Source organism: Paracoccus sp. S1E-3, from assembly GCF_013868135.1.
In the GTDB taxonomy this organism is placed as follows: domain Bacteria; phylum Pseudomonadota; class Alphaproteobacteria; order Rhodobacterales; family Rhodobacteraceae; genus Paracoccus.
Genome location: NZ_JACEMU010000009.1, coordinates 28,216 through 40,886, shown reverse-complemented (window position 1 = coordinate 40,886; position 12,671 = coordinate 28,216). Strand labels below are relative to the sequence as shown.

The window sequence follows — 12,671 nt, the reverse complement described above, 5'->3', positions numbered from 1 at the left end:
TCGTGGATACCAAGCTGATCCGAGTTCTTCTATCACTTCTGGCCCTTGCGGCTGCTTCCCCTGCGCTTGGACAGAGCTTCTCCTGTCGAATTGGCACGCAGCCCGCATGCCTGGACTACGGTGACAAGGTCTGCTCGAGCAGCGGCATGTGCGTCGACCGTAACGCAGCCTGCTTCGATCAGTATCAGTGCAACTACGAGGGTTTCACCTGCAAATCAAACGTCACCGAATGCGTCGAAGCACATGACTCCCTGCTGCGAAAACACAATGAGCTGGTCGACGATTTCAATGAGAACCTTGAGATTGCCAAGAGAATGGCAGCGCGCTTGGACGACATCGAAAGCTGCCTGATCTATGCTAGTACCCTCGAGGCTGCGAAGCGATGTGCGCCATGAACCCGAAGCTGAAGATCATGATCATACGATGAAAGCCGTGCCCCTAGCAGAAACAATTGGTCGGTTGCGGTATTTTGGGGAGCAGTTTCTGCATGGCGCCTTTTAACTGGCTGTTCGGCCGCACCCCAAAACCGACCCAACAGAACCAGCCCGCACCCTTGGAGGAATTTCGGCCATCTCCGATCATCCGTGCTCCCGCCAGACCAGCATTATCGCGCGCGGTCAGGGTGCCGGAGGGCAGCTTCCGCTTCGTCGCGCTGGATGTCGAAACCGCTTGCAGTGATGCCGCCAGCATCTGCCAGATCGGCCTGGCCTGCGTTCAACCCGACAACCAGATCCAGACCTTCTCCATGCTGGTCAATCCCGGCACCAGGTTCGACGCCTTCAACATCCAGCTCCATGGCATTGGCCCGGACCATGTGGCGGATGCACCGCGGTTCCCTGACGCCTTGGATGCTTTGCTCCCTTTGCTGTCGCGCCACCATCTCATCCAGCATAGCAACTTCGACAAGCAGGCAATGAATGCCGCCTGCAGTTTCTGCGGCATCGACGCCCCTGACCTGCGCTGGGCCGACAGCGTCCAGATCGCGAGACGGGCGTGGCCCGAGTTGAAGGGTAACGGCGGGCACGGATTGGCGAACCTCAAGCGAACGCTGAACCTTCAGTTCCACCACCATGATGCAGGCGAAGATGCCCGCGCAGCCGCATTGGTCGTGCTGCACGCCGAGCTCCATCTTCGCCTTCCGTTTGAAGAACTGATCAAACCGGCCGCCAGAAAGAGCTACTCAGCCGCGATCACCATGGACGGCGACCCGACAGGCGTACTGGCCGGGTCTGTGGTGGTCTTCACCGGCGCATTGGGAATGTCCAGAAGCGAAGCAGCCGAGCTTGCTGCCCGCGCAGGTATGTCCGTGAAGGCTGGCGTGACCAAGGAGACGACCCATTTGGTTGTAGGTGACCAAGATTTGAGCGTGCTTGCAGGGCACACTAAGAGCAGCAAGCACCGGAAGGCCGAAGACATGCAGAGGGCGGGGCATCCCATTCGCATTATTGGCGAGAGCGCCTTCAAATCCCTCGTGGCTAAATCGAAAGCAAGCTGATCCCCCCTCCTCTGGTTCCTCCCCGGCCCCGAACGTATGCGGGGGGGCGCAGCGCGGCGGTTCGATAGCGTCAGGCATTTTCACCGGGGAAGCCAGGCGGAAGCCACCTTGCGCGCTGATGCCGGAATTCCTGAGTCAGATCAGCGGCTTGCGGAATCACGATCTGGCGGGGGTGGATTCCCGGCGGGAAGCCAGGGAAGCCACCTTCGGGGAAGCTAGGTGGGCAGAAGCCACGCCGAAAAGCCAATTCATTAGAAGCTGTTGAATCCGCTTCACTTTTCGGGTTGACAGACCTGCCCCCATTGACCTACCCCTTGATCATCGAAGAATTGCGCCCGGAGGAACCCCCTCGCGGGCGCTTTTCATTTCCCTCCTCCACATCCCGAGCCCCATCCCATGGACCTCGTCTTCGCGCCGAGCCAGGTAGAATCCTGGCCGATTGCCCGGCTGCGCCCCTATGCCCGCAATGCCAAGATGCATGGCGACGACCAGGTGGCTAAGATCGCCGCCAGCATGGCCAAGTTCGGCTGGACCGTCCCCTGCATGGTGGCCGACGACGGCGAGCTGATCGCGGGCCATGGCCGGGTGCTGGCCGCCACGATGCTCGGCCTGACCGAGGTGCCGGTGATCCGGCTCAGCCATCTCGACGAGGCGGAACGCCGGGCCTACCGGATCGCCGACAACAAGCTGACGGAACTGGGCGAATGGGATGAGGCGATCTTGCGCGACGAGATCGCGGGGCTGCTGGCCGAGGATTTCGACCTGACCCTGCTCGGCATCAGCGATGATGAGCTTGACGCGCTGCTGCGAGATCCGGAGGCGCTGGGCGGCGATGGCCCGGTCGAGGGCGAGGACGATGTGCCCGAGCTTCCGGTCACGCCAGTTTCGGTGCCGGGCGATCTCTGGCAGCTGGGCGCGCACCGGCTGATCTGCGGTGACAGCACCTTGGCCGATGTGGTCGGGCGGCTGCTGGGTGACGTGCGCCCCGTGCTTATGGTTACCGACCCGCCGTATGGCGTGGAGTACGATCCCTCCTGGCGAAACCAGGCTGGCGCGGCGAAGACCAAACGCACCGGCAAGGTGCTGAACGACGATCGCGCCGACTGGCGCGAAGCATGGGAGCTGTTCCCCGGCGACGTGGCCTATATCTGGCACGGGGCGCTGCATGCCGCGACCGTGGCCGAAAGCCTGGCGGCCGCGGGCTTCGCCATCCGGTCGCAGATCATCTGGGCCAAGGACCGGCTGGTTCTCAGCCGCGGCGATTACCACTGGCAGCACGAACCCTGCTGGTATGCCGTGCGTGCCAAGGGCAAGGGTCACTGGGCGGGCGACCGCAAGCAGACGACGCTGTGGCAGATCGCCAACCGTGATCAGGACGCTGACACGGTGCATGGCACGCAGAAGCCGGTCGAATGCATGCGCCGCCCGATCCTGAACAATTCCAGCCCCGGCCAGGCCGTCTATGAACCCTTCATGGGATCCGGCACGACGCTGATCGCGGCGGAGACGACGGGGCGCATCTGCTTCGGGGTCGAGTTGAACCCGGCGTATGTCGACGTGGCCATCGAGCGCTGGCAGTCCTTCACCGGTCAGGAGGCCCTTCTGGCGGGAACCGGCGATACCTTCGCCGCCCTCAAGGCCAAGCGGCTCGCGGCATGAACGCGCCCCTCCTGCCCGGCCGGATCGAGCACTGGCCGCTTGCGCGCCTTCGCCCCTATGCCCGCAATGCGAAAACCCACGATGCCGATCAGGTGGCGAAGATTGCCGCCAGCATGGCGGAATTCGGCTGGACCGTCCCCTGCCTCGTCGGTGCGGATGGCGAGTTGATCGCGGGCCATGGTCGCGTCCTGGCCGCAGTCCAGCTCGGGCTGGTCGAGGCTCCGGTCATCGTGCTGGGCCATCTGACCGAGGCGCAACGCCGGGCCTATCGCATCGCCGACAACAAGCTGACCGAACTGGGCGGGTGGGACGAGGCGCTGCTGCTCGAGGAACTGCGGGGCCTGATGGCCGAGGACTTCGACCTGGGGCTGATCGGCATCCCGGAGGATGAACTGGACGCGCTGCTGCACGATGCCGACGACCCCGCGCCAATCGACGATGACACCGCCGACACCATCCCCGAGGCCCCGGCCGATCCGATCACCCGCCCCGGCGACATCTGGGCGCTGGGCGATCACCGCCTGATCTGCGGCGATGCGACCAACCCCGCCGTGGTGGCGCGACTGATGGATCGGGCGCAGGCGGCGCTGATGTTTACCTCGCCGCCCTATGCCCAGCAGCGCGACTATGGCGCGGCGAAGGAAAAGGTCGGCGATTGGGATGCGCTGATGCAGGGCGTATTTGCCGCAGCGCCGGTCACCGCCGATGCCCAACTGCTGGTCAACCTCGGCCTCGTCCATCGCGATGGCGAATGGATCCCGTATTGGGAGGGCTGGGTCGACTGGATGCGCGCGCAGGGCTGGCGGCGCTTCGGCTGGTATGTCTGGGACCAGGGGCCCGGCCTGCCGGGCGACTGGAACGGCCGCCTGGCGCCCTCGCACGAGTTCATCTTCCACTTCAACCGCAAGCCGCGGAAGCCGAACAAGACGGTCGAGAGCAAGCACGCGGGCGAGACCCTCGGCGGCGGCGGTCTGCGCGGGGCCGACGGCACGGTCCATCGCAAGACCGGCTACGGAAACGCGATCCAGAGCCACCGCATCCCCGACAGCGTATTCCGGATCATGCGGCACAAGGGCGGGCTGGGTGCGGCCGGATCGCACCCGGCCGTGTTTCCCGTCGCGCTGGTCGAGGCCGTGCTGGTGGCCTTCACTTCCCACGGCGACCTGGTGTTCGAGCCGTTCTGTGGCTCCGGCACCCAGCTGATCGCCGCTGAACGCACCGGGAGGCGCTGCTGCGCGGTGGAGTTGGACCCGGTCTATTGCGATATCGCGGTGCGGAGGTGGGAGATGGCGACGGGGCGGACGGCAGAGCGACCATCGATTGACCAGATCGGATAATGGACCCATACATTTTGATTTAGACAGAGCGATGTTGGCCTAAAGGGTCCGAAACGAAATGCCTGCTGACACAGAAAACGAGCGGAACTTTGACGAGATCAAGCGGCTTTTGGCACGTGGCCTAATCATGAACACCGCCAAAGAAGTAGCGGTGGGGAAAAGAGACGAAGCTTTCGAAGTAGCCCGTGCGGACGAAGAGCGCACACTCCGCACCTGGTGCCGTGGAAAAAAGAACATCCCTACTGCCCTAAAAGCAGTGTGGGACCTGACCCCAGAAAAATTCTATCTCGCGCTCGACGGAGCGTATCCTGGCGATCACGCGTCAGCCGCTTTCGTCATAATCGAAGCCGATATCGACGAGGTGAATCGCAGGCTCACGACCGCTGCAAGCAGGGATAAGGGTCCATGGCATACGCAATACAAAAGGAAGAGCTGCGGTATCGCATATCGGTGGCTGCAGGGGACTGCTGTGACACCGCCCTTGCTCAGGGAGGTCCAAGGTCAAATTCATATTGAGGGAGGAATGCACCGCTTCCATCTTGCAAGGCATTATGGAACGGCACGCATGCCTTTCCTCGTCCAAGAGGCCGAGTTGGCCGCCGTGTTGGCGTTGATACCCTCGGCTGCTTTGGGAGCCGTCCACACCGAGAACTAGATGTACCAACAGTGGCCTTCAGGGAGTCTTCAGTCGCACTGGAGAACGAGGATAACGTAACGTGCGGACACAGGATGGAGAGCAGCCGACAGGTGGCTATGTGCCGTAGATGCCGTACCCAATCCGATAGACCGTCCCCCTGCCCTCGACTTTCTCGGCGGCGATGGGCAGACCCAGCTTCTTCTTCAGCGCCCCCGAGATCGAGCCCCTGACCGTGTGCGCCAACCATCCTGTCGCCTCGACCATCTCGGCGACCGTCGCCCCCTCGGGGCGCTGGAGCATGGCGATGATCTGGGCCTGCTTGGTGCCAGCGCGGATGGCCACGGGTTTCGCGGTGTCGGTGTCGTCGGGTATCTGTGCCGGGTCCGGCTTCGGCTTGGCCTTCCGCGCGCTGGCGAAAGCGCTGGCCGCCAGCGGCTCGATCCCGATGGCCTCCAGCCCAGCCGCGGTAGCGATCAGCGTGGTGCCGTGACCGTCGCCGGTCTCGCGCCACATCGTCTCGCCGCGACGCAGGTTGGCCTCGACCTCTTCAAGCCAGCCGCGGGCGATCATCTTGCCGACGACCATCTTGGCGGCGGCGCCGACCAGCCCCTCGGGCAGCGGCAGGGCGAGGTTGCCGGGCCGGGTCGCGGCGCGGGACAGGATCAGGGACTGGGTGTCGGACGGGGTGGTCATCGGGGCCTCCGTGGCTTTGGGCGCGCGATCTGCGGGCCTTCTACGGACGTTCGCCCGGCTTACGCGGCCCCACTGGGGCCACGGTCCGGGCTCACCCCCGTCATCGCACGGGGCGGCCGTCGCGCCGTGTGGGCGCGTCAGGCGTGTTCGCCTTCCTTGAAGGCGCTGTCGGTGATCTGGCGCAGCAGGCCCGCGTAGTGCTTCAGAGTGCCGACATGGCCCCAATGGATCTCATCGGGGTGGGTCTCGAAATGGTCGTCGCTGAGGGCCTTCAGGCGCTCCAGCATCACGTCGATCTCTGCCTTGGCTGCGATGAAGGCGTCGAGAGCCTTGGAGTTGTCGACGGCGCGGCGGGTGGTCATGGCGGGGCATCCTTCGGTGAGTTGCATCGTTCTGGTGCGAACACAATCGCTCTGTCGGGCGAATGATCGTAGGCGAATCGGAGCAATATCAGTGCTTTCTAATCGCTCCGGTCAGATCAGCCGCATCTCGGCCAGCGCGCGGCTGGCGGCACCAAGCTGGGCGGTGGGCAGCTCGATCTTGAGGTGCGACAGGACGTCGGAGGCCTCGGCTGGGATCCCGCTCTCGCGCAGTGCCTGCTCGATGACCTCGGCGATGGCGTCCGGGCGGCTCAGGTCGAACCCCTCGGGAAGGGTGGAGTAGTCGATGCGGATGGTGGTCGTGGACACGGTGAAGCCCTCCTGGGATCGGCGCGATGCGGCCTGTTGATGGACGACAGAATCGCTCCGGAGGGGGAGACAATCAACGGGATTGATTGCCTTTTCCTGTTTATTTTCAATATCTTGATAGGCATCACCGCGCCATGAAAGGCATGAGCGAACGTGAGTACGCGGCCCATTCCGGTCTGTCGCGCGGCGGGGTGCAGAAGGCGCGCAAGAACGGGCGGCTGGTGGTCCATGACGACGGGTCGATCAACGCCGCAGCCTCGGATGTGCGGCGGGCGGAGATGACGGACCCCGACCAGCAGCGCCGGTCTCTCGGTGGCGATGGGCTGTCGAGCGGCCCCGGCGATACGACTTCGTATATCAAGGCCCGCACGGCGCTGACGGTCTACGCTGCGCAGGAACGCCAACTGGCGGTCCAGAAGAAGAAGGGCACGCTGGTCGACCGCGCGCGGGCGGAAACGCTGGTGTTTCGCCTGGCACGGCAGGAACGGGATGTCTGGGTGACCTGGCCCGGACGGGTGGCCGCGCTGATGGCGGCACAAATCATGGCGGAGGTGGAACGGCAATCCGGGGCATCGGTGACGATCGAGACCGCGATCATGCAGAGGGTGCTGGAAGCCCATGTCCGCGAACAGCTCGACGCCCTCGCCGACCTCAGGGTCTCGCTTGCATGATGAGTACGATGACAACGATCTGACCGCAGGTCTCGACCTCGGATTCGACGGTGCTGAAGACCTGCTGCGGGTGTGGCGGCAGGGGATGCGGCCCGATCCGAACCTGACGGTGTCGGAATGGGCGGATCAGCATCGCTGGCTGTCGTCGCGGGGCGCGGCGGAGCCGGGGCGCTATCGCACCGCCCGCGCGCCCTACCTGCGCGAGATCATGGATGCGCTGTCGCCCAGCCATCCGGCCCAGCGCATCACCTTCATGAAGGCCGCGCAGGTTGGGGCGACCGAGGCCGGGAACAACTGGATCGGCTTCGTCATCCATCACGCGCCGGGGCCAATGCTGGCGGTGCTGCCGAGCCTGGAACTGACCAAGCGCACCTCACGGGGGCGTTTGGACCCTCTGATCGCGGACAGCCCGGCGCTCCGCGAACGGGTGAACCCGGCACGGTCGCGGGATGCCGGGAATTCGATGCTGTCGAAGGAGTTTCCCGGCGGCATCTTGGTGCTGACCGGGGCCAATTCCGCCACCGGCCTGCGGTCGATGCCTGCGCGCTATGTGTTTCTGGACGAAGTCGATGCCTATCCGGCCTCGGCCGACGAGGAAGGTGATCCTGTCACGCTGGCCGAAGCGCGGACCACCACCTTCTCGCACCGGCGCAAGGTCTTCATGGTCTCGACCCCGACGATCCGGGGGCTGTCCCGGATCGAGCGGGAATTCGAAGCCTCCGACCAGAGGCGCTACTTCGTTCCCTGCCCGCATTGCGGGGCGATGCAATGGCTGCAGTTCGACCGCCTGCGCTGGGTGAAGGGCCGACCGGAAACGGCGGCCTATCACTGCGAGGGCTGCGAGATGCCCATCGCCGAGCACCACAAGACCGAGATGCTCGCCCGCGGCGAATGGCGGGCGACGGCGGTTTCCAAGGATCCGAAGGCTATCGGGTTCCACCTCTCGGCGCTCTATTCGCCGCTCGGGTGGAAAAGCTGGTCCGACGTCGCGCGGGAATGGCTGGCGGCCCAAGGGTCGGACGAGACGCTGCGCGCGGCGCGCAACACGCTTCTGGGCGAGACATGGGTCGAGTCTGGCGACGCACCGGAATGGCAGCGGCTGGCGGATCGGCGCGAGGCGTGGAAGCCCGGCACCGTGCCGATGGCCGGGCTGTTCCTGACGGCCGGTGCCGACGTCCAGAGGGACCGGATCGAGGTCGACATCTGGGCCTGGAGCCGCGGCCTCGAGTCCTGGCTCGTCGATCACATCGTGATCCCGGGCGGGCCTGATGATCCGGCCGCCTGGGACAAGCTGACAGCGCTGCTCGGCCAGTCCTGGCAGCACGCCAACGGCGCGTTCATGACCGTGGCGCGGCTGGGCATCGACACCGGTTATGAGGCTGCGGCGGTCTACGCATGGTCGCGCAAGCTCGGGTTCGAACAGGTGGCGCCGCTGAAAGGCCTCGAGGGGTTCAACCGGTCGGCGCCGGTCTCTGGCCCGACCTTCGTCGATGCCACCATCGGTGGCAAACGCCTGCGCCGGGGCGCGCGGCTCTGGTCGGTGGCCACGGCGACGTTCAAGGCGGAGACCTACCGGTTCATGCGGATCGAACGGCCCTCAGACGAGGACCGCGCTACGGGGGTGCTCGATGCCCCCGGCACGATCCACCTGCCCGGCTGGGCCGACACCGAATGGCTGAAGCAGCTGGTGGCCGAGCAGCTGGTCACCATCCGCAACAAGCGCGGCTATGCCCATCAGGAATGGCAGAAGATGCGCGAGCGGAACGAGGCGCTGGACTGCCGGGTCTATGCCCGCGCCGCGGCGTGGATCCTCGGCGCCGACCGGTGGGACGAGGCGACCTGGCGGCGGCTCGAAGCGCAGGCGGGCGTGGAAACGCGCCTGCCCGCAGCCGTGCCCGCGGCTCCCACACCACCCGACCCGGCCCAGCCCAAAGCCGGGACTCTGACCACGCCGCGCCGGAAACGGCGGGCTTACACTCCGAACTTCATGAGGGACTGATGGACCTGGAACGCATGAAGGCCCTGCTCACGGCGCTGCAGGAAGCCCGCTTCGCCGGGCTGCGCAGCGTCAGCTACGACGGCAAGACCGTGACCTATGGCTCGGACGCCGAACTGGCGGCGGCGATCCGGGATCTGGAGAGCCGAATCGCTACCGCCTCTGCGACGCCCCGCCGCCGTCGATGGGGCACCGTCGCGACGAAGGGCCTTTGACCCATGGTGCTGGATGCCTTCCGCGCGCGCCTCGGGTCCATCATCGGTGGCTTCGACGCCGCACAGTCCCACCGTCGCATGCGCGGGTTCCGGGCCACGCGGGCGCATGTAAACACGCTGATCGCCGCCTCGGGCGAAACCATCACCGCCCGGGCGCGCTGGCTGGTTCGGAACAACGGCTATGCCTCGAATGCGGTCGACGCCTTTGCCAACCATGTCGTCGGCGATGGGATCAAGCCGTCCTCGAAGATCGCGGACGCAGTGAAGAAGGAGGAGCTGCAGAAGCTCTGGCTCGCCTGGACCGACGAGGCCGACGCCGAGGGGCTGACCGACTTCTTCGGGTTGCAGCGGCGGGCGGCGCGGGAGGTGTTTCTGGCAGGCGAGGTCTTCCTGCGTATCCGGACGCGGCGGCCGGAAGACGGTCTGACGGTGCCGATGCAGCTGCAGATGCTGCCCTCGGAGATGCTGCCCCAGGACATGACCCGCGTCCTGCCCGGCGCGGGGTCGATCCGGCAGGGGATCGAATTCGACGGGATCGGGCGGCGTGTGGCCTATCACTTCCTCCGCCGCCATCCGGGCGACATGACCGATCCGGGGCTCGCCGGGGAAACCGTCCGAGTTCCAGCCTCGGAGGTGATCCACATCCTCGACCCGGTCGAGGCAGGCCAGCTGCGCGGCGTGTCGCGCTTCGCGGCGGCCGTGGTGAAGCTCTTCACCCTCGACCTCTACGATGACGCGGAGCTGGAGCGGAAGAAAACCGCGGCGATGTTCGCGATGTTCATCACCTCCCCCGCCCCCGAAACCGCCCTCGATCCGGCGGAGGACGATCTGGAGGTCGAACCCGGCCAGGTGGTGCGGCTGGACCCCGGCGAAGATGTCACGACGCCATCCACCCCGGACTCCGGATCCACCTACGAGCCCTTCCAGTACCGCACGCTGTTGCAGATCGGCGCGGCGCTGGGCGTGCCCTATGGCTATCTGACCGGCGATACGGCGAAGGGGAACTTCTCCAATACCCGGATCGCCCTCGTCGACTTCCGCCGCCGCATCTCGGCCTTCCAGCATTCGGTGATGGTCTATCAGCTCTGCCGCGCCGTCTGGACGCGCTGGATGGAGATGGCGGTGCTGGCGGGCGCCATCGATCTGCCGGGCTATGCCACCGACCGGCGTGCTCATCTCGCCTGCGACTGGCTGCCCACGAAATGGGACTGGATCGACCCGGCCAAGGATGCCGCGGCCGAGATCCTGCAGATCGAGGCGGGTCTGAAATCCCGGACGCAGGCCATCGCGGAGCGCGGCTACGACGCCGAGCAGGTCGACCGCGAGATAGCTGCGGAACGCAAACGCGAGGCGGAGCTGGGGCTCGACTTCCGGCGTCCGGGGTCACCGGCGCAGGCGGCGGGCGGTAGCGCTGGTCCGGGTGATGCCGAAGGTCAGCGGCAGGAACAGCAGGACAGCGACGATCAGGAAGACGAGGGCGAGGACCGGGAATCCCGGCCCGCGGAGGACGCATGATGCACCACACCCAGATCGCCCAGCGCGTCTTCAACACGCCCCTAATGGTCGATCCCGCCAAGGCACTGGCCTTTCTGACCGGGCTGGGGCCCCGGATCGCGGGGCGGGAGATCAGTGTCGATGGTCTGGAGGTCACGGCCGAGGACCAAGCCAGCGCCACCGTTCCCGCCCGCGCCTCGCTCTTTGGCGACGACCTGACCGCGCGACAGACGCGAAACGGCGGCCAGCCCTTCGCCGTCGTCGAGGGGATCGCGGTGATCGAGATCGCGGGCACGCTGGTGCATCGCGGGGCGTGGATCGGGCAGTCCTCGGGGCTGACATCCTACGAAGGGATCGCGGCGCAGTTGCAGGCAGCGCTGGCCGACCCCGCCATTCGTGGCATCGCCCTCGACATTGACAGCTTCGGTGGCGAGGTAGCCGGGGCCTTTGACCTTGCGGACCGCATCCGAGCCGCCCGGACGCAGAAGCCGGTCCAAGCATTCGTCGCCGATCACGCCCTCTCGGCCGCCTATGCGCTGGCCTCCCAGGCCGACCGCATCATCCTGACCCGCACCGGCGCTGTCGGCAGCATCGGTGTCGTTGCGATGCACAGCGACATGAGCGGGGCGCTCGATCAGAAGGGCATCGCCGTCACGCTGATCCACTCAGGCGCGCACAAGGTCGATGCCAATCCATACCAGCCGCTGCCCGAGGTCGTACGCGCCCGGATGGCGGGCGAGTTGGAAGACCTCCGTCAACTCTTCGCCGAAACCGTCGCTGAAGGTCGTGGACGCCGCCTCGACACATTGCAGGCGCTGGGCACCGAAGCTGCCGTGTTCCGCGGCGAGGCGGCGATCTTCGCCGGTCTCGCCGATGAGGTGGCCGATCCCGTCACCGCCTTCCGCGCTTTCGCCGCCTCACCCCGCGGCACAACCACCCTCACATCCAACCCCAAGGGAAAGGGCCCGATGATGACCACTGCCCCCGAAGACCATGCGCAGCCCCCGGCCGCGCCTGCCATCAGTCCTGCGCCGGAACCGGCCCCGCCCGCGGCAAGCGCGCCGCCGCAAACCGCGGCGGCCGCCATGTCGCCCGAGGCGATCCGCGCCGAGGCGGCCGAGGTCGCGCAGGTTTGCGCGCAGGCCGCGCGCCTCGGCGTCCAGATCGATGCCGCCGATGCCGTCGCCAAGGGCGTGAAGCCGGAAGCTCTGCGCGCCAAGATCCTCGCCGATCTTGCGGCCCGCAGCGATGCCGCGGGCATCATCGCCACCGCCCCGGCCACTGGCGCGAAGGAAAGCCCCATCGTCGCGGCCGCGAAGAAATCGGCCGCCGCCTCGCGCTGACAATTTTGCCCGCGCTGGGCGCCCCCATCCCCCAACATCCTGGAGACTGAACCATGCCCGTCCTGACGGAACCGCCCAGCATGGGCGATGTCCTCAAATATGAGGTCAACCCGAACTACACCCGCGAGGTGGTGACGCTTCTTGCGGGCATGCCCTATCCCGTGGGCTCGGTGCTCGGGAAGATCACGGCGAGCGGCAAATACACCCTGTCGCCCGCGACCGGGGCCGACGGATCGCAGGTCGCCACTGCCGTCCTGCTCTATGCCGTCGATGCGACGCTGGCTGACGCGACCGGCATCGTGCTGGTCCGCGGCCCCTCGATCGTGTCGCGCGCGGCCCTCGCCTACGGCGCCACCGTCGATGACGGCACCAAGATCGCCGCGAAACTCACCCAGTTGTCCACCGTCGGCATCATCGCCCGCGACGGCGCCTGACGCTCAAC

Annotated in this window: 14 protein-coding genes; 11 read left to right on the top strand and 3 right to left on the bottom strand. The window is 66.2% G+C overall.

The genetic code is table 11. The features are described 5' to 3' along the window. The first annotated feature begins 2 nt into the window (after positions 1–2). From H1S04_RS12375 to H1S04_RS12355, 5 genes are all read left to right on the top strand, one after another. Positions 3–395 carry a hypothetical protein gene (locus H1S04_RS12375; protein ID WP_298948712.1) on the top strand — a complete coding sequence of 131 codons (393 nt, stop codon included), beginning with the start codon at positions 3–5 and terminating at the stop codon, positions 393–395. Between the two features lie 92 nt (positions 396–487). Next, positions 488–1,495 (top strand): exonuclease domain-containing protein, encoded by a 1,008-nt coding sequence (locus H1S04_RS12370; RefSeq protein ID WP_255435604.1) that lies wholly within the window; start codon positions 488–490, stop codon positions 1,493–1,495. A gap of 396 nt (positions 1,496–1,891) precedes the next feature. After that, positions 1,892–3,154 carry a site-specific DNA-methyltransferase gene (locus tag H1S04_RS12365; protein WP_181745868.1) on the top strand — a complete coding sequence of 421 codons (1,263 nt, stop codon included), beginning with the start codon at positions 1,892–1,894 and terminating at the stop codon, positions 3,152–3,154. Further along, a complete protein-coding gene (locus H1S04_RS12360) occupies positions 3,151–4,491 on the top strand; it encodes a site-specific DNA-methyltransferase (protein WP_181745867.1) in 1,341 nt (446 codons plus the stop codon). The genes H1S04_RS12365 and H1S04_RS12360 overlap by 4 nt, the downstream gene beginning before the upstream one ends. A 127-nt stretch (positions 4,492–4,618) precedes the next feature. After that, a complete protein-coding gene (locus tag H1S04_RS12355; RefSeq protein ID WP_181745866.1) occupies positions 4,619–5,146 on the top strand; it encodes a hypothetical protein in 528 nt (175 codons plus the stop codon). A gap of 96 nt (positions 5,147–5,242) precedes the next feature. Here the strand turns inward: H1S04_RS12355 and H1S04_RS12350 are convergent, their stop codons facing one another. The 3 genes from H1S04_RS12350 to H1S04_RS12340 all read right to left on the bottom strand — a co-directional run bounded on the left by H1S04_RS12350 (position 5,243) and on the right by H1S04_RS12340 (position 6,510). Continuing rightward, the gene (locus tag H1S04_RS12350) at positions 5,243–5,821 is read right to left on the bottom strand and encodes a DUF3489 domain-containing protein (protein WP_181745865.1); all 579 of its coding nucleotides are present in this window, start codon (positions 5,819–5,821) and stop codon (positions 5,243–5,245) included. Positions 5,822–5,958: 137 nt separating this feature from the next. Continuing rightward, positions 5,959–6,183 carry a hypothetical protein gene (locus H1S04_RS12345; RefSeq protein ID WP_181745864.1) on the bottom strand — a complete coding sequence of 75 codons (225 nt, stop codon included), beginning with the start codon at positions 6,181–6,183 and terminating at the stop codon, positions 5,959–5,961. A gap of 111 nt (positions 6,184–6,294) precedes the next feature. After that, entirely contained in the window at positions 6,295–6,510 is a 216-nt protein-coding gene (locus H1S04_RS12340) for a hypothetical protein (RefSeq protein ID WP_181745863.1), read from the bottom strand. A 134-nt stretch (positions 6,511–6,644) separates the two neighbouring features. Here H1S04_RS12340 and H1S04_RS12335 point away from each other — a divergent pair, with 134 nt between their 5' ends. From H1S04_RS12335 to H1S04_RS12310, 6 genes are read left to right on the top strand one after another with little or no spacing between them, the layout of a single operon-like run. Further along, a complete protein-coding gene (locus H1S04_RS12335; protein ID WP_181745862.1) occupies positions 6,645–7,181 on the top strand; it encodes a hypothetical protein in 537 nt (178 codons plus the stop codon). Further along, positions 7,129–9,180, top strand: coding sequence for a phage terminase large subunit family protein (locus H1S04_RS12330; protein ID WP_181745861.1), 2,052 nt, complete (start codon positions 7,129–7,131; stop codon positions 9,178–9,180). Before H1S04_RS12335 ends, H1S04_RS12330 begins: the two co-directional genes overlap by 53 nt. After that, the gene (locus tag H1S04_RS12325) at positions 9,180–9,392 is read left to right on the top strand and encodes a phage head-tail joining protein (RefSeq protein ID WP_181745860.1); all 213 of its coding nucleotides are present in this window, start codon (positions 9,180–9,182) and stop codon (positions 9,390–9,392) included. The genes H1S04_RS12330 and H1S04_RS12325 overlap by 1 nt, the downstream gene beginning before the upstream one ends. Positions 9,393–9,395: 3 nt before the next feature. Then, positions 9,396–10,907: a phage portal protein gene (locus tag H1S04_RS12320; protein ID WP_181745859.1), complete on the top strand. Its 1,512-nt coding sequence runs from the start codon at positions 9,396–9,398 to the stop codon at positions 10,905–10,907. Beyond that, a complete protein-coding gene (locus H1S04_RS12315) occupies positions 10,907–12,229 on the top strand; it encodes a S49 family peptidase (RefSeq protein ID WP_181745858.1) in 1,323 nt (440 codons plus the stop codon). The genes H1S04_RS12320 and H1S04_RS12315 overlap by 1 nt, the downstream gene beginning before the upstream one ends. 53 nt (positions 12,230–12,282) lie before the next feature. Continuing rightward, positions 12,283–12,663, top strand: coding sequence for a head decoration protein (locus tag H1S04_RS12310; protein WP_181745857.1), 381 nt, complete (start codon positions 12,283–12,285; stop codon positions 12,661–12,663). Positions 12,664–12,671: the final 8 nt, after the last annotated feature.